Annotated in this window: 15 protein-coding genes; 11 read left to right on the forward strand and 4 right to left on the reverse strand. The window is 63.9% G+C overall.

Translation table 11 applies throughout. The annotated features are described in order from the left end of the window. Nucleotides 1–144: 144 nt before the first annotated feature. Nucleotides 145–1,038, reverse strand: coding sequence for a transporter substrate-binding domain-containing protein (locus VFL62_RS23190; RefSeq protein ID WP_325174731.1), 894 nt, complete (start codon nt 1,036–1,038; stop codon nt 145–147). Nucleotides 1,039–1,420: 382 nt separating this feature from the next. Here VFL62_RS23190 and VFL62_RS23195 point away from each other — a divergent pair, with 382 nt between their 5' ends. After that, entirely contained in the window at nt 1,421–2,359 is a 939-nt protein-coding gene (locus VFL62_RS23195) for a metallophosphoesterase (protein ID WP_325174732.1), read from the forward strand. Between the two features lie 40 nt (nt 2,360–2,399). Here the strand turns inward: VFL62_RS23195 and VFL62_RS23200 are convergent, their stop codons facing one another. Beyond that, a complete protein-coding gene (locus VFL62_RS23200; protein WP_325174745.1) occupies nt 2,400–2,855 on the reverse strand; it encodes a CDP-archaeol synthase in 456 nt (151 codons plus the stop codon). Between the two features lie 107 nt (nt 2,856–2,962). On the opposite strand from VFL62_RS23200, the gene VFL62_RS23205 reads away from it, so the two are divergent. Continuing rightward, nucleotides 2,963–3,373 carry a RidA family protein gene (locus tag VFL62_RS23205; RefSeq protein ID WP_325174733.1) on the forward strand — a complete coding sequence of 137 codons (411 nt, stop codon included), beginning with the start codon at nt 2,963–2,965 and terminating at the stop codon, nt 3,371–3,373. A gap of 135 nt (nt 3,374–3,508) precedes the next feature. Here VFL62_RS23205 and VFL62_RS23210 read toward each other — a convergent pair whose 3' ends face one another. Continuing rightward, nucleotides 3,509–4,435, reverse strand: coding sequence for an ABC transporter substrate-binding protein (locus tag VFL62_RS23210; RefSeq protein ID WP_325174734.1), 927 nt, complete (start codon nt 4,433–4,435; stop codon nt 3,509–3,511). Nucleotides 4,436–4,440: 5 nt separating this feature from the next. Beyond that, nucleotides 4,441–5,688, reverse strand: coding sequence for an MFS transporter (locus VFL62_RS23215; RefSeq protein ID WP_325174735.1), 1,248 nt, complete (start codon nt 5,686–5,688; stop codon nt 4,441–4,443). A gap of 326 nt (nt 5,689–6,014) precedes the next feature. Here VFL62_RS23215 and VFL62_RS23220 point away from each other — a divergent pair, with 326 nt between their 5' ends. The 9 genes from VFL62_RS23220 to VFL62_RS23260 all read left to right on the forward strand — a co-directional run bounded on the left by VFL62_RS23220 (nt 6,015) and on the right by VFL62_RS23260 (nt 15,515). After that, entirely contained in the window at nt 6,015–7,121 is a 1,107-nt protein-coding gene (locus VFL62_RS23220; RefSeq protein ID WP_325174736.1) for a DUF2336 domain-containing protein, read from the forward strand. Nucleotides 7,122–7,197: 76 nt separating this feature from the next. Further along, the gene (locus tag VFL62_RS23225; protein ID WP_325174737.1) at nt 7,198–8,343 is read left to right on the forward strand and encodes an aminotransferase class V-fold PLP-dependent enzyme; all 1,146 of its coding nucleotides are present in this window, start codon (nt 7,198–7,200) and stop codon (nt 8,341–8,343) included. Between the two features lie 164 nt (nt 8,344–8,507). Continuing rightward, on the forward strand, nt 8,508–8,633 hold the full coding sequence (locus VFL62_RS23230) for a hypothetical protein (protein WP_325174738.1): 126 nt from the start codon (nt 8,508–8,510) through the stop codon (nt 8,631–8,633). Nucleotides 8,634–8,869: 236 nt separating this feature from the next. Next, on the forward strand, nt 8,870–9,040 hold the full coding sequence (locus VFL62_RS23235; protein ID WP_325174739.1) for a hypothetical protein: 171 nt from the start codon (nt 8,870–8,872) through the stop codon (nt 9,038–9,040). A 179-nt stretch (nt 9,041–9,219) separates the two neighbouring features. Further along, a complete protein-coding gene (locus VFL62_RS23240) occupies nt 9,220–10,557 on the forward strand; it encodes a Rieske 2Fe-2S domain-containing protein (protein ID WP_325174740.1) in 1,338 nt (445 codons plus the stop codon). A 101-nt stretch (nt 10,558–10,658) separates the two neighbouring features. After that, entirely contained in the window at nt 10,659–11,825 is a 1,167-nt protein-coding gene (locus VFL62_RS23245) for an ABC transporter substrate-binding protein (RefSeq protein ID WP_325174741.1), read from the forward strand. Nucleotides 11,826–11,999: 174 nt separating this feature from the next. Continuing rightward, nucleotides 12,000–13,916: an ABC transporter permease gene (locus tag VFL62_RS23250; protein WP_325174742.1), complete on the forward strand. Its 1,917-nt coding sequence runs from the start codon at nt 12,000–12,002 to the stop codon at nt 13,914–13,916. Further along, nucleotides 13,913–14,728 (forward strand): ABC transporter ATP-binding protein, encoded by an 816-nt coding sequence (locus VFL62_RS23255; protein ID WP_325174743.1) that lies wholly within the window; start codon nt 13,913–13,915, stop codon nt 14,726–14,728. Before VFL62_RS23250 ends, VFL62_RS23255 begins: the two co-directional genes overlap by 4 nt. Beyond that, nucleotides 14,715–15,515 (forward strand): ABC transporter ATP-binding protein, encoded by an 801-nt coding sequence (locus tag VFL62_RS23260; protein ID WP_325174744.1) that lies wholly within the window; start codon nt 14,715–14,717, stop codon nt 15,513–15,515. The genes VFL62_RS23255 and VFL62_RS23260 overlap by 14 nt, the downstream gene beginning before the upstream one ends. The last annotated feature ends 359 nt before the right edge of the window (nt 15,516–15,874 follow it).

Consider the following 15,874-nt stretch of genomic DNA (forward strand, 5'->3'; position numbering starts at 1 on the left):
GACGGGGGCGGGCTCCCTCTCCCATGGGGAGAGGGTCGGGGTGAGGGGGTACGCTCTATCGATAGACCTGAACCCCTCACCCGGATCGCATCTCGCGGTGCGACCCGACCTCTCCCACAAGGGGAGAGGTGAAGTAAGCACCTCTCAAATATTCAACTCCACCGGCACGTCCTCCGGCTTGACACCGGACAGCGCCAGGCCCTTGACGAACCATTCGCGCATCTGGCCGACGCCGCGGTTGTAGTCGATCCACACCGAGAGGAAATCGCGCCAGCGCTTGTCCGCCTCGCGGCGCACCGCGCAGCTGCTCGAGACCGTGACCGACGGCGATTGCAGGATCTTGTAGCTGCCGAGACTTGGATTCTTGGCGATCGCGGTCAGCCCCAGCACCAGCGCATTGACGACGCAATCGACGCGGCCGGAGGCCATCTCCAGCATCACCTCGTCGCGCGACTTCATCGACTTGATGGTTGCATTGGGAGCAAAGCGGCGTGCCACGGCTTCGTTCGCCGAGCCGACGTCCACCGCGATCTTGACCTCGGGCTTGTTGATATCGGCCCAGGTCTTGGCTTCCATGCCCTTCTTCAGCATCGCGCCGAACGGATGCGGAAACACCAGGCTGGTGAAATCGACCACCAGCGCGCGCTGCGGCGTCGGATTCAGCGCAAAGCCGAGATCGATCTTGTTGGCCTGCAAATCGAGGATCGAGTTGCCGTAAGTCGATTCGATATATTCGAGCTTGACGTCGAGCAGCTTGGCGATGTCGTTGGCCATGTCGATCGAGAAGCCGGACCAGGTGCCACTGGCAAGGTCCTTGTTGAAGTAGGGCAGTTCGCCGGGCAGCACCGCGATCCGCAGCGCCTTGGTCGCGCGAATCCGGTCGAGCGTGTTGTCGGCGGCCGCTTGCGCGGAGGCCGGCGTAACCAGCGAGGAGGCGATTGCGGCGCCCGAGCCGATCGCCAGCGCATAGCGCAGCGCCTCGCGGCGGTCCTCGGAAATCTTGCTCTCGTCGTCCGGCTTCAGTTCGTCTGATCGCATTACGTGCCCCTCCTGCGGTGATATGGCGGTAAGCCTAGCGCGCACATCGCATCGCAGCAATAGCATGGGCAGGAACAAGTCCCGCCAAGCTTCGTCGCGCCCGCGTCATGATGGGTCTCCTGTCGCTAAAACAGCAACCGAGATGCTGAATGGGATATAGTCTGGTGGAGTGGATTTGATATTCGCTACCCGCCTGGCCGCGGGCTCAGAAAGCGAATGTCAAATCCTAAACTCCACTGGAAAATATATGGTTCTACTGGTCCTTTTAATTCTAACATTCGCAAAGAGACTGCTGGAAGGATGCGAATGTTAGAATTGGACCACGGGCGGCCACACCGACGGTGAGTCGGGCAGACGCTGAACCGGCTATCAGAGGTCATCCTTGGACGAGAATATCCTGCATCAACTTGAGCGGCGCCTCGGGCCGCTTCATGCCCGGCAGCGGCTCGGGATCGAAGCCGACCACGAGGCCCAGGTTTTCGGCCAGGGACTGCTGTTTTTCAATCTGGAAAATACCGCGCTGGGACCGGCGATCATCGAAGGCGTGCTGAAACTCTCCGGACTCTACTGGAGGGCGCGGAAGAACACGGAGCGCGTCACGGTCAAACGGAACGAAATGAAGTTTGCCGCCCTGCCGGAGGCGTTCGACGGCTATACGATCCTGCACATCAGCGACATGCATGTCGAGATGAGCGAAGCCGCCATGGCCCATGTCGGCGAACTCGTCGATGGCATGCGGTACGATCTGTGCGTCTTGACCGGCGACTACCGGGGCCGGACCTATGGTCCATTCGATGCCGCGCTCGACGGCGTCGCAAAGGTGACGGCCCATCTGAAGCAGCCGATCTACGGGGTGCTGGGTAATCACGATACGATCCAGATGGTGCCGGCGATGGAGGCCATGGGCATTCGCATGCTGCTCAACGAATGCGAGGTGATCGCGCGCGGCGATCAGCGCATCTATCTGGCGGGAATCGATGACGCGCATTTCTTCAGGGTCGACAACCTCGAAAAGGCCGCCTCGCAGATTCCAAGGGACGCCTTCTCGATCCTGCTGTCGCATACGCCGGAGATTTATCGCCAGGCGGCCCACGCCAATTTCGATCTGATGCTGAGCGGTCATACGCATGGCGGCCAGCTTTGCCTTCCCGGCTCGATCCCGATCAAGCTGGAAGCGGTGCTGCCGCGCCGCATGGGGGCGGGTCTCTGGCAGTATGGCACCATGCGCGGCTACACGTCCGTCGGCGCCGGATCGAGCGTGGTTCCGGTGCGTTTGAACTGTCCGCCGGAAATCACGCTGCATTGCCTCCGCCGCGGCTAATACCCGTATTCCGGCGGGACCCGCCCGAGAACCCTGCCGCTCAGTACGGCGTGTCGCGCAGATGAAGCCGGTACAGAAGGCGCGACAGGATCAGTTCGCCGGCAAAGAAGATGGCCACCCCGAGCGCGATATCGGCCCACGTCAACGAAAGCGCGTCGCGGCACGCGAGCATCGGAAAAAGCGATTCGGGTACCTGGTCCAGTCCGATCGCCTGGCTGCTCGACGGAAAGTTGAGGCGGCGTTTTGCGAAACTCGAGAACAGATCGCCGGCCATGGCGGCGACGGCCGCGATCGCGCCGACGCCGATGTCGAGCCCCATGAGCGGTGCGCAGGCCGTGGTGGCCACAAGCGAAGCAAGGACGCCGCGAACAGTCTTCGATGGGCCAAACAGCGGCCGCCCGTCCACGAAGGTTCTGCCGCCGTCGACGGGAAAGGAAAGGCGCGGAAGGATTTTCTTGGCGGCCAAAGGCGCGCTGTTGGCGAGCGCCGACAACACCAGAATCTTCACCAGCTGCATGGGGTGCATGATCTTTCCTGTATCCTGATGCAGCCCGCGATGCTAATCGGCGTCGTCATGGTTTTGAACGCCGCAAAGAGGAAGTCATGGCCGCAGAACTCAACATATATAATCCGGAAGCCCTCGGTCCACCGATGGGGCAGTACAGCCACGTGACGCGGGTTAAGGCGAGCGAATTCTTGTTCATCGCCGGCATGCTGTCGGGTGATGCGGCGGGGAACGTGATCGGCGATGGCGATTTCGATGCGCAGACCGCCCAGGTCTTTCGCAACGTGGAGGCGGCGCTGAAGTCGGCGGGCGCGGGCTGGGCCAATGTCGTGCAGTTCACCACCTATCTGGTGCACTCGCAGGACATCCCGAAGTTCATGGCGTTTCGCCTGCGCGAATTCCCGAAGATGTTCCCGAATGGAAAATATCCGCCGAACACGCTTTTGATCGTCGACCGCCTGGTCAAGGAGCAGTTCCTGGTCGAGGTGCAGACCATCGCCGCGGTGTGAGAAAAATAAATCCGACCACAGCTTTTCCGTCATGCCCGCGCTTGTCGCGGGCATCCACGTCTTTGGTTCTGCTTGCACGAAAGACGTGGATGGCCGGGTCAAGCCCGGCCATGACGAGTTCAGCCGTCGGAGCTGCTACCCAAATCCCAGGTCGCAGTATTTGTCGGGATCGTTGAGCTGCTTCTTCGGCAGGCCGTAACGGCTGCGCAGCTCAAGCACGCAATCCAGGCCCGAGCGGACGATCTCGCAAGCGTGGAAGAAGCCGCGCGCGGGGTGAAGCAGTTCGCCATAGCTCGCCTCGGCCATCTCCTGCGTCATCTGCGGCAGATGATGCCGCAGGATCGCGATCGCCTCGCTGCGGTTGCTCGGCTCGTAAAGCCAGGCGATGGCGCGGCGGTAGCTGCGGATATAGGCTGCGACCTTGTCGCGGTGGCCCCTGGCCCAGGACCTCCGCACCGCGGCGACGTTGCCTTGATAGGGGCCGATGACGTCGGTCGCCTTCACCAGTTCGCGAAAGCCGGCATTCTGCGCCACGATGTTGTAGGGTGCTGACAACAAGGTTGCGGCGTGCTGGCCCTCGCGAAGCGCGTTCCAGCGCTGCACCATGCCGCCGGCGCGGGCGATTTCATAATCGCCTTTGTCCTTGTCGAGGCCGTGACGGCGCAGGATCTCGTAAAGCACGAAGGCGTAGCCGGTGGTCGCCGCGTCGACCGACACGGTCTTGCCCCTCAAGTCTTCGATTCGCGAAATCGAGGGCGATGCCACCAGGCTGAGAAAGCCGCTGTCGCTGCCCATCACGGCGACGAAATCGCCTTGCGGCCCGATCGGCGCTTCGCCCTGGCCCTCGACATAGGCGACGATGTTGTCGACCGCCGTCATCGCGATGTCGAATTTTCCTCGCGAGAAATCCGTCATCTGGGTGACGGAGTTCGGCGTGTCCTGGACCTCGACCGCGATCCCGGCCTCGGCGAACAGCCCCTTGCTCAGCCCGACATAGACGCCCCAGTTGAAGCCGCCGGGAAACACGTTGACGGTGACGACGGGGAGATGGCTGCTGGTCATCGGCATCATCCCGCCTGCTTGACGCGGCGCGACATCTGCTCGGGGCGCAACAGCAGCGCGACCGCGGCGCCGATCAGGCATAGCGCCACGAGCTGGATGTTGCCGGCAATCGTCCAGCCCGCAAGGCCCGCGATCCAGCCGATGACATAGCCGGCGACGGTGGCCGAGCCATAGACGCAGGTGACGAACAGGCCGGAGGCACGGCCCGCGAGATTTCCGGCGACCGCCTTGACGTGGCAGGCGGCGAGATTGACGAAGATCGTGCCGCTGAAGGTCGCCCCCAGCACGAAGGACAACGCCGCCTGCGTCGCAAAGTCGGCCGGGCCGTTGAACAAGAGCGCCGCGACCGCGCTGGCGAGCAGAAAACTCAGGCCCAGCACCAGGCGCGGCGAGAACTGGTCGCCGAGCCATCCCGTGAACAGCGACACCAGGACGCCGAGGCCGTAAATGCTCATCACCTTGCCGGCGTCGGGCGGCGGGTAATGCAGCGCCTCGCGCAGGAAGGTCGGATACATGCCGAGATAGCCGTAGAGCGCAAGTCCGAACAACACGCTCAAGGCCGCGAGCACGATGGTGTTGAGGTTGTTGAGCGAGGCCGCGCCGCCGGTGGTGACGCCGGCGTCATCCCAGCCTTTGGATTCGCTCAAGGCCGGCCGCACCACGGCGGCGATCAGGATCATCATCGCAAGGCCGATCACGCCGTAGATGATCATCGGCGCGCGCCAGCTTCCGTAATCGACCAGCAGTCTGGCGCCGAGCCACGGCCCGATCGCAGCGCCTCCGGCATAGGCGTAGTTGAGCAGACCGACGCCCGCGGCGCGGTGGCGCGAGAAGTAGCTCGAGAACACCGCGAGCAACGCGGTGAGCTGCATCGCCTCGCCGATGCCGGTGATCGCGCGATAGAACAGCATGTCGGCAAAGCCGGCCGCGATCACCGTGATCACGGTCGCCACCGAGTAGATGAAAATGCCGACCTGGATCACCGTCTTGCGCTGATAGCGCGACATCAGATAGCCGGTCGGGATGCCCGCCAGCGTCATGCCGAGTGTGAAGATCGTCGACAACAGGCCGCCTTGCGGCAGGCTGAAGCCATATTCGCGGCGCACATCGGTCAGCATCAGCGGAAACAGCGTGCGGTCCATCGCGTTGACCGCGTAAGAGGCGATCAACACGGCGATGGCGGCAATGGCGATCGCACTATCGGTCGTAGGTGACGCGGCCTCGATGCTCGGCGGCGTTGTAGTCTCGCCCATGTATTGCCCCTGATTTTTGTTTTTTGGCCGGTTTTCACGCGATTTGTCGCGCACGCGACGTCAGATCGGCCGGCTTCTGCCTTTCGGGAAAGGAGGTAAGCGATCGGTAAACGCAATGTCAAATGCGCAGGCCAGTGCCGACGCCTCGCGCCAATTTGTGCTGCTTGATCAGCCTGCCCCAGCCATCGCCGCCGCGCGCCGCATCGACAGTTAATGAAGGATCACTGTGGGGTCCGAAAACGGCGCCATCGCGGAACCTCGCCATTAAAAATTTGGGTCTATGGCAATGGCTTTAGAAATTCGATTGCTTTTTACGGGATACGTCGATGACTGACGTCGGTCACGCCCTGCAAGACCTCAACGATGCGATTGCGCGCGGCTCGTCCGAGAACCGCGCCAAGGCGCTGTGGCATGCGACTGACATTCTGGTCGGCGGCGAATTCGGCGAAGACGAGATCCGCGTCTTCGGCGAGGTGATCGCGCGGCTGACCGATGAAATCGAGGAAGTGGCGCGCGCCGAGCTGTCGCGGCGGCTGGCGCATTCGAATAACGCGCCGGCCAAGGTCGTGCAGATGCTGGCGTTCGACGATTCGATCGAGGTCGCCGGTCCGGTCCTGCAGTTTTCGCCGCGGCTCGACGCCAAGTCGCTGATCGCCAATATCCGCTGCAAGGGCCAGCCGCATCTCTTGGCGATCTCGCGCCGGCCTCAGGTGCCGGTCGAGGTGACGGATGAACTCGTCACGCGCGGCAATCAGGAAGTCGTGCAGTCGGTGGTCGGCAATACCGGTGCGCGCTTTTCGGATTTCGGCTTCCGCCAGATGATCAAGCGCGCGGAAACCGATACGGTGCTCGCCGAGCGCGTCGGCCTGCGCAAGGAAATCCCGCCGCAACTGTTCCGGGTGCTGATCGCAAGGGCGACCGGCGAGGTTCGCCGCAAGCTGGAGCGCGAACGCCCCGAATTGACGCGGGAAATTCAGGCCTCGGTGAACCAGGCCGCCAGTAAGCTCTATTCGAAGTTCGGCCCCGGACAGGAGAGCTACCTCGCGCTGAAGCAGACGGTGGCGCAAGTGCACAAGGCCGGCAAGCTCAACGAGCGGAGCATCGCCGCCTATGCGCTGGCGCACAAGTTCGAGGAAGCGGTGATCGGGCTGTCGCTGCTGTCTTCACTGCCGGTCGACGTGGTCGAGCAGATGCTGCTCGTCAGCAACCGCGACCTGATCCTGGTGCTGTCCAAGGCGCTGGAGTTTTCCTGGGATACCGCGATGGCGCTGTTGTTCCTGGGCGCGGAAAACCACCGCATCGCCTCCAGCGACCTCGACGAGCTCAAGTCCGAATTCAAGCGCGCCGACATCCGCATGTCGCGCGGCATTCTGGAAGTCTATCAGGCGCATTGGCGCGGCCGCGACGACGCCAAGCCTGCATCGGTGCACTGACCCCACTGCGTTGGTAGGGGTGGTCGCCGCAATCTGCGGCGGATAGCTTTGGACACCTTCGATCAGAGAGGTCCCGATGCTCGCCTCGCAGCGCAGCCTCTTCAGTGTCCCGCGCGACATCTGCTACCTGAACTCGGCGTCCTACAGCCCACTGCCGCTGCGCACGCAGGAGGCGGCGCGTGAGGCGGTCGGGCGCAAGGGCGCGCCGTGGACGCTGGATGCATCCTTTGCGGGCCGCCAGCACGAGCGCGCGCGGGGTGCGGCGGCAAAGCTGATCAACGCCGAGGCCGCCGACGTCGCGCTGATCTCCTCGGTCAGCTATGGCGTTGCCACCGTCGGCAAGATCCTGGCGATTCCCGCCGCCACGCGGGTGCTGGTGCTCGAAAACGATCATTCCTCGCCGGTGCTGGAATGGCAGACGCGGGCCGCGTCCGCCGGCTTCACCATCGAGACGGTGCGCCAGCCGCTCGACGGCGACTGGACCTCGGCCGTGCTGGCCGCGATCGAGCGCCATGGTGCGCCGCGGCTGGCGCTGGCCTCGATTTCCTCCGTGCACTGGTCGGACGGCGGGGTGATCGATATCGAAAAAGTGGGGGCGGCGCTCAAGCGCCACGGCGCGCTGTTTCTGATCGATGCGACGCACGCGGTCGGCGTCATCGCCATGGATGTGGCCCGGCTCGATCCGGATTTCGTGATCTTCCCGACCTATAAATGGCTGCTCGGGCCCTATGGCCGCGCCTTTATCTATATCGCCAAGCGGCACCAGAACGGCATTCCGCTGGAACAGACCGGTTTCGGCCGCCGCGAGGTCCGCTCGGACGCCGAAATCTATTTCGGCGATCTCAGCTATGTCGGCGGCGCGCGCCGCTTCGATATGGGCGAACGCGACCATTTCATTGCGATGGAAATGGCCGCGATCGGCATGGAAATGATGGCCGAATGGGGCGCGGAGGCCGTCGCCGGGCGCCTCAAGATGCTGACGGACCGGATCGCGGAGGGGCTCGCCAGCGCCAAGGTCCGCCTGATGGATGCCAGATTTCGGGCACCCCACATCCTGAGCGTGGGATTTGCCGGCGGATTGCCCGGCGGCCTGGTCGACGGGCTGGCGGGCGAGGGCATCCATGTTGCAGCGCGGCTGGCGCGCATGCGCGTCTCGCCGCACGTTTTCAACGACGAGGAAGACGTCGACCGCTTTGTGACGGGGCTGAAGAAGCGGCTTTAGGCCCGAACGTGCGCGATCGCTCCCGCTCCGGCGATCGGGAGGGGCGAGGGCGCGGAACCCAACCCTACCCCTCTGAATTGACTCCCTAAATTGAACCTTGTGCCTTGCGGCGAGACCTATTCGTCAAGAGGTAACAAAAGAGACGGCCTTTAAGGGAGGCTCTCATGACCGACTGGCGCGATTACATGGTGGATCGGCCCACCGATGAGGGGGCGTATACGGCGGGTTGGACCGTTTCGGGCCTTGCCGTTCTCGGCGCCATCGTCGCGGTCTGGATGTTCGGCATCTAGCGGAGTGGCTTTGGCATTCGCTGCCCGGCCGCTCGAAATTTAGACAGGGGACGAAGGTCGCCGTGCGGCCTTGCCGTCACGCCTCACACTGCCTGTCCGCCATTTTGGCTTGAAGCCCCCAGCGGATAATTTAACCTCGTCCACGCTTCGCTTCACCGCCCTCTGCCTTGTGAGGGCGGCGGCGGATGCTGCCTGATTTTCCAAAACCTCTGTCAAATTGCGTCAAGGAGATTTCCATGCTTCGATTTTCAGTCGGACTTATCGCGATGCTGGCCCTGACCATGGCAACCATCGTTTCCGTTCCGCCCGCTTACGCTTACTCCGGCGAAGCCTTTAACAAGTGCATGGCGAAATGCCAGGCGCAGGGCAACAGGCGCTGCGATTATTGGTGCGACAAGAAGCACTGATCCCGCCGCGAGGCGAACTGCTTCAGACGGCTTGATTTTCGATGGCGCGCCTCGACGGGCGCGTCATTTTTTTGCGGCCCAGCGCCTTTTCGGAACCGCTCCGCGCACCCTCTGGACGGCGCCGCCGGGGCTGGATATATAGATGCTTAGGTTCCTAAGTATTCTCCGGAGAAGTGGCCATGTTGACGCAGGCGGAAAACGAGTTGCTGTGCCGGGTCGAGGGCGATGCGCCGATGGGGCAACTGATGCGCCGCCATTGGGTGCCGGCGCTGTTGTCCGAGCAGCTCGCCGCCGACGGCGCGCCGGTGCGCGTCGCGCTGTTCGGCGAAAAGCTGGTTGCCTTCCGCGATTCCAACGGCAAGCCTGGCCTGCTCGGCGAAGCCTGCCCGCACCGCAAGGCCTCGCTCGCGTTCGGCCGCAACGAGGAATGCGGGCTGCGCTGCCTCTATCACGGCTGGAAGTTCGACGCCGATGGCAACGTCGTCGACATGCCGTCGGAGCCCAAGGCCAGCGCGCTGCCGGAAAAAGCCAAACATCTTTCCTATCCGACGCGCGAGGCCGGCGGCTTCGTCTGGGCCTATATGGGGCCGCCGGAAACGATGCCGGAATTCGAGGCGCCCCCATGGGCGCCGCATGAACAGGCGCGGGTCGCGATCGCCAAGGTGGAGCTGCCGTGCAACTGGGCGCAGATCATGGAGGGCCAGATCGATTCCGCGCACTCCTCGACGCTGCATTCCTCCGACATGCGCCCGGCGAAAGGCGAGGCGCAGGCCAAAGGCGATCACTGGGTTCGTCCCTCGACCGACAAGAATCCGCGCATTCAGGTGCAACTCACCAATTACGGCATGCGCTATGCCGCGATCCGCCGCCCGATCGCCAACGCCTCGACGCACGACTATGTGCGCATCACCACCTATGTCGCGCCGTTCATCGCGCTGATCCCGCCGAACAGCACCTATAATGTCACGAGCGTGATCGTGCCCAACAGCGACACTTCCAGCACGTTCCATTTCATCGCCTGGGCCGAAGGCGAGCAGGCCGGCATCTCCACCGAAGCCTGGCGCAAGTTCTGCGTGCTCGAGGTCGGCGTCGATGTCGATTCCGCATTCCGCCCGATCAAGCGCCACGCCCACAACGACTATCTGCAGGATCGCGCCGCGATGGCCGGCGGCGACAGCTTTACCGGCATTGCCGGCATTCCCAACCAGGACATCGCGATGTGGGAATCGATGGGGCCGATCGCCGACCGCTCGCAGGAACGCCTCGGCGCCAGCGATATCGCCATCGTGCAGTTCCGCCGCCTGATGATCGATGCGGCGAGAGCGTTCCAGGAGGAGGCGCGGGTAATCGGCCACGTCGCGCCGAAGCTGCCGCAGGCCAAGCTTCGTTCTTACCAGGGCGTGGTTGAAAAGACCGTACCCTGGCGCACGCTCGGCGCCTCTGACGAGGAGGTGAAGGTTCTTTCCGGCCTCGAAGAGGACGAAACCGACAAGGAAATGGCGGGCGCTGCTGCCTGAGGCGTGATCGGCATGCTACCAATGTCAAAACCGTAACGATAGCGCCCTCGTCAGGAAGCCGCTAAAACCATCACAACATCGAAAACAGCCCGGGAGGAATAATGGGCGTCCGCACACTCCTTGTTGTCGCCGCGCTCGCCTGCGGTCTCTCCGCGGCGCGCGCCGCGGATCGCGAGATCAACGTCATCCTGCCGCTGACCGGCGGCGGCGCGTTCCTCGGCAAGGCGGAACAGCAGGCGCTCCAGCAATTCGAGAAGCAGGCCAACGCCGACGGCGGCATTCACGGCCAGCCGCTGAAATTCATATTCCACGACGATCAGTCGAGCCCGCAGGTCGCGGTGCAGCTTGCCAACCAGGTGAAGGCAGGCAATCCGCCGGTGATCCTCGGCTCGGCGCTGGTGGCGCTCTGCAACGCGATGGCGCCGCTGATGAAGGACGGCCCGCTGCTGTATTGCTTCTCGCCCGGCATTCATCCGGCGGCCGGCGGCTTCGTCTATAGTTCGAGCATCTCGACCAAGGAGCTGGCCGCGGCCTTGCTGCGCTACTTCGGCGCCAAGGGCTGGAAGAAAGTCGCGCTGATCACATCGACCGATGCGAGCGGCCAGGACGCCTACAAGAATTTCAAGTCGCTGTTTGCGAGCGCCGACCACAGGGACGTCGAACTCGTCGCCGAGGCGCAGCTCAACCCGACCGACGTCAGCGCGGCCGCGCAGATCCAGCGGCTGAAGGGCGCGAATCCCGACGTGCTGGTGGCGTGGTCGACGGGCGGGCCGATCGGCACCGTGTTCAAGGCGATCCACGATGCCGGCATCGAACTGCCGGTTGCGACCACCAACGGCAACCAGACCTATGCGCAGATGGCGCAATACGCCGCCTTCCTGCCCAAGGAGCTTTACATCCCGGCCGCGGATTTTCTGAAATCTTCCAAGCCCGCCAAGCAGGACGAGGCGGGCGCGGCGAAGCAGGCGTTCTACAAGGCGTTCGACGGCACCGACATCAAGCCGGATGGTCCGTCGACCTATGCCTGGGATCCCGCGCTGCTCGTCGTCAACGGGTTGCGCAAGCTGAAGCCGGATGCGACCGCTGCGGACCTGCGCGCCTACTTCGGCGATCTCAAGGGCGTTGCCGGCATCAATGGCTTTTACGACTTCAAGGCGGTGCCCAACCGCGGGCTCGACGAATCCAACGTCGTCGTGACGCGCTGGGATGCGTCCGCGCAGACCTGGACGGTGGTTTCTGATCCCCTCGGCATTCCGCGCGCACAATGAGCTTCCCGCGTGGAGTGGATTTGACATTCGCTTCGCCGCCAATCACGGACTGATCATGCGAATGTCAAATCCGAAACTCCACGCCAAACATATTTTTGCTAGTGGTCCTTTGATTCCAACATTCGCAAAAGTGGCCGCTGCGAAGGGGATGCGAATGTTAGAATCGGACCACTAGTGCTTGAGTTCATCCAGATCGCGATCGGGGGTCTCGTCGTCGGCAGCATCTATGCCGCGATCGCGCTCGGCTTCTCGCTGGTGTTTCGCGTCACCGGCGCCATCAATCTTTCGCAGGGCGGATTTGCGCTGATCGCGGCGATGATCGGCTACACCTTCGCGGCCAGTTGGGGCTGGCCGCTTGTTCTTGCGATTCCGGCAGCCGTCGTGACGACCGTGATCGCAGGTGTCGTGCTCGCGCGCTTCACCTTCGTACCGGCGCTGGCACGGCTGTCCAATGCCAATGTGCTGATGCTGACCGCCGGCCTCCTCACCATGATCGAGGGCTTCTCGCTGGTGGTGTGGGGCAGTCAGCCCTACGCGACGCCGCCATTTTCGGGCGAGCAACCTGCCGCCTTCGGCGCCATTCTCGTCCCGACCCAGGCGTTCTGGGTGTTCGGGGCTACCGCGCTCAGCATCGCCGCGCTCTGGTATCTGATCGCAAGGACGAGCCTCGGCCAGGCCTTGAGGGCCTGCGCGGAAAACCCCGCCGCCGCCAGCCTGATGGGCATCGATGTGCCGCGCATGACGCTGTTCGCCTTTGGCCTTGCGACCCTGATCGCGGCGCTGTCGGGCGTGATCGTTGCGCCAACCACCTCGCTGCAATTCGACACCGGACGGCTGTTCACGATTTCCGGCTTCGTCGCGGCGGCGATCGGCGGCATTGCCTCGTTTCCCGGCGCGGTGATCGGCGGACTGTTCCTCGGGCTCGTCACGCAGCTCTCGACTGCCTACATCTCCTCGCTGTTTTCCAGCGCGATCTCGCTGCTCATTCTGCTGATCGTGCTGATCTGGCGGCCGCAGGGCCTGGTTCAGGCCGGCGTGGTGCGGCGCCAGGACACCCGCGAGGAGGTGAGGGCCGCCGGCCACGCCGCGAAATTGCCTGATCATCTGGCGTGGCCGCTCGCCGCGCTTGCCGTGATCGCTGCGCTAATCGTTCCTTTCATCGTCTCCGACAACGGCATCATGAGCTCGCTCGTGATCGCCGCGATCCTGTTCATGGCGCTGATGGGGCTCGATGTGCTGATGGGTTATGCCGGTCAGGTGAGCCTCGGTCAGGCCGGCTTCATGGCGCTCGGCGGCTACACCTCCGGCTATCTCGCGATCACCTACGAGATCGCGCCGGTGCTGTCGATCTTCGCCGGCATCGGCGTGTCGCTGGCCTGCGCGCTCGTGCTCTCGATGGTGACGCTGCGCCTGCGGGGGCTTTATCTCGCGTTGGCGACGCTTGCCTTCGGACTGCTGGTCGATTCCTGCGCCGTCGGCTTTCTCGACATCACCGGAGGGCCGTCGGGCCTGGTCGGAATCCCGTCGTTCTCGCTGGCGGGCTTCAGCTTCGCGAGCCCACGCGCGATGTATTATCTCGTGCTGGCGCTCGACGTGGTGATCCTGCTCGGGCTGGTCGGTGCGATGCGTTCCGGCTTCGGCCGCGCGCTGAAGGCGATCCGCTCCGACCAGATGGCCGCCGCCGCGCTCGGCATCAACACCGTGCGCTACAAGCTGGCGGCGTTTCTGATCAGCGTGACGCTCGCTTCGCTTGCCGGCAGCCTCTACGCGTTCTTCTTCAATTTTCTCAGTCCGGAAATGGTCGGCACCTCGCGCTCGCTCGAGCTGGTCGCCATGCTGATCATCGGCGGCGAGAGCACGCTGGCCGGCGGCCTGTTCGGCGCGCTGCTCCTGACGTTGCTGCCGGTGCTGTTTGCCCCGCTTGCGATCTACAAGACGTTTGCTTCCGGTGCGCTCCTGGTCGCGAGCTTCCTGCATCTGCCGCAGGGGATGTATGGCGCGCTCATTCAACTGATCGCCCGGCTCGGTGGATCGCGGCCCAGCGCGTCGCAGAACGCGGGCACGGCCAAGGCCGGGGTGCAGGCGTCATGACCGCGATCGACGCGCACGCAGACGCCGGTGAAGCCGCAATCCTGAGCGTGCGGAATCTTGCCAAGAGTTTCGGCGGATTGAAGGCGATCAACGACGTGTCGTTCGACGCGCGCGCGCACGAGGTCACGGCCCTGATCGGGCCGAACGGCGCCGGCAAGACCACTGTCTTCAACCTCGTCACCAACATCATGGCGCGCGATGCGGGCAGGGTGACGTTTTCGGGCCGCGACCTGGTTAATCTGTCGCCGGTGAAGATCGCGGGCCTTGGCCTGGTCCGCACCTTTCAGTCGGCGCGGGTGTTTCCCGGTATGACCGCGCTGGAGAACGTCATGGTCGGTGCCCATCGCCTCGCGCGCCATTCGCTGGCGGGCCAGGCGCTGTGGCTTCGTGGCGCGCGCGACGAAGAGCAGCGCCTGCGCCGCCGCGCCGAGGAGATGCTGGAACTGGTGCGGCTTTCGCCGTTTGCATCGACGCACGCGACCGAATTGCCGATGGGGGCGCAAAAGCTGTTGGAAGTGGTGCGCGCGCTGATGGCGCAGCCGAAACTCTTGTGTCTCGATGAGCCGGCGGCGGGCCTCAACGACACTGAGACAGAGGAGCTTGCCAACCTGCTCCGCGCGATCCGCAAGCTCGGCATTCCCGTCGTCATCGTCGAACACAACATGTCGCTGGTGATGAACGTCGCGGATCGCATCGTCGTGCTGGATTCCGGCGCGATCATTGCGACCGGAACGCCCTCGGAAGTGCAGAATAATAGCCGCGTGATCGAGGCCTACCTCGGCAAGGAAGGGCAGGGCGATGCCGCTTCTTGAGCTGAAGTCACTCGCGATCGGCTACGGCCACCACCGCGTGCTGGAGGACGTCAACCTCACGCTCGAGCGCGGCGAGATCGTCACGCTGCTCGGCGCCAATGGAGCGGGCAAATCGACGCTGGCCAAGGCCGTCTCGGGATTGTTGCGCCCGCAATCGGGTTCCATCCTGCTCGACGGCGAGGCGATCGAGGCGCTGCCGCCGGCGATGCGGCTCAAGCGCGGCATCGCCCATGTGCCGGAGGGGCGGCAGATCTTCGCCGGCATGAGCGTTGCGGAAAATCTCGCGCTCGGCGCCTACGCCGCGTCGGAAGCCGATGCGAGCGCGCAACTGCAGGCCGTGGGTGCGCTGTTTCCGGTGCTGCGCGAGCGCATGAGCGACATTGCCGGCAATTTCTCCGGCGGCCAGCAACAAATGCTGGCGATCGCGCGCGGGCTGATGGCAAAGCCGAAGATACTCGTGCTCGACGAGCCCTCGCTCGGCGTCGCGCCGCTACTCGTCGCCGAAATCTTCCGCCTGATCGTGCGGCTGCGCGATCAAGGCATCACGATCCTGCTCGCCGAGCAGAACGCCAAGGCCGCGCTTTCGATCGCCGACCGCGGCTATGTGTTCGAGAACGGGCGCATCGCGCTGTCGGGCGCGGCGAAGGATTTGCTGAATTCGCCGGAGATCGCCGAGCGCTATCTCGGCATGAGCGGGACCACGGAAGCCTCCGACGCGGCAAGCGCGACGCTGGCGGAAAAATTGCGCGCGGTGATGTTTGGAGAAAAGGGCGAGACACGGGCATGAGGCGCTTGTGTGTTGTCATTCCGGGGCAGCCCGCAGGGCTGAGCCCGGAATCCATGTCTCCCACCATTCTTGCGGCACGTTGGATTCCGGGCTCGCTCGTTTCACTCGCGCCCCGGAATGACAGGTGCTGGATTACTTCGTCGCTTGCGCGCCCCGGAATGACGGCCAGGATGAGGTAGCGTCGCGCGCCCGAATGACGGTGGTAAGAGGAATTAGACCATGGCACTGATCCGCATCGAGCCGAAATTGGACTCTCCATCCGGCCTTTATTACGTCGAGATCTTCCATCCCGCCGACGCCGAGCAGCCGTTCGTGACCACCGAGCCGCGTTACAAGACCGCAGCCGCGGCCGAGAACGA

It is taken from the genome of Bradyrhizobium sp., from assembly GCF_035701725.1.
Classification (GTDB): domain Bacteria; phylum Pseudomonadota; class Alphaproteobacteria; order Rhizobiales; family Xanthobacteraceae; genus Bradyrhizobium.

Excerpts from the sequence above, each read along its gene's own strand:
- VFL62_RS23190 (WP_325174731.1), bottom strand. The coding sequence starts at position 1,038 with ATGCGATCAGACGAACTGAAGCCGGACGACGAGAGCAAGATTTCCGAG.
- VFL62_RS23205 (WP_325174733.1), top strand. The coding sequence starts at position 2,963 with ATGGCCGCAGAACTCAACATATATAATCCGGAAGCCCTCGGTCCACCG.
- VFL62_RS23210 (WP_325174734.1), bottom strand. The coding sequence starts at position 4,435 with ATGACCAGCAGCCATCTCCCCGTCGTCACCGTCAACGTGTTTCCCGGC.
- VFL62_RS23215 (WP_325174735.1), bottom strand. The coding sequence starts at position 5,688 with ATGGGCGAGACTACAACGCCGCCGAGCATCGAGGCCGCGTCACCTACG.
- VFL62_RS23220 (WP_325174736.1), top strand. The coding sequence starts at position 6,015 with ATGACTGACGTCGGTCACGCCCTGCAAGACCTCAACGATGCGATTGCG.
- VFL62_RS23225 (WP_325174737.1), top strand. The coding sequence starts at position 7,198 with ATGCTCGCCTCGCAGCGCAGCCTCTTCAGTGTCCCGCGCGACATCTGC.
- VFL62_RS23230 (WP_325174738.1), top strand. The coding sequence starts at position 8,508 with ATGACCGACTGGCGCGATTACATGGTGGATCGGCCCACCGATGAGGGG.
- VFL62_RS23235 (WP_325174739.1), top strand. The coding sequence starts at position 8,870 with ATGCTTCGATTTTCAGTCGGACTTATCGCGATGCTGGCCCTGACCATG.
- VFL62_RS23240 (WP_325174740.1), top strand. The coding sequence starts at position 9,220 with ATGTTGACGCAGGCGGAAAACGAGTTGCTGTGCCGGGTCGAGGGCGAT.
- VFL62_RS23245 (WP_325174741.1), top strand. The coding sequence starts at position 10,659 with ATGGGCGTCCGCACACTCCTTGTTGTCGCCGCGCTCGCCTGCGGTCTC.
- VFL62_RS23255 (WP_325174743.1), top strand. The coding sequence starts at position 13,913 with ATGACCGCGATCGACGCGCACGCAGACGCCGGTGAAGCCGCAATCCTG.
- VFL62_RS23260 (WP_325174744.1), top strand. The coding sequence starts at position 14,715 with ATGCCGCTTCTTGAGCTGAAGTCACTCGCGATCGGCTACGGCCACCAC.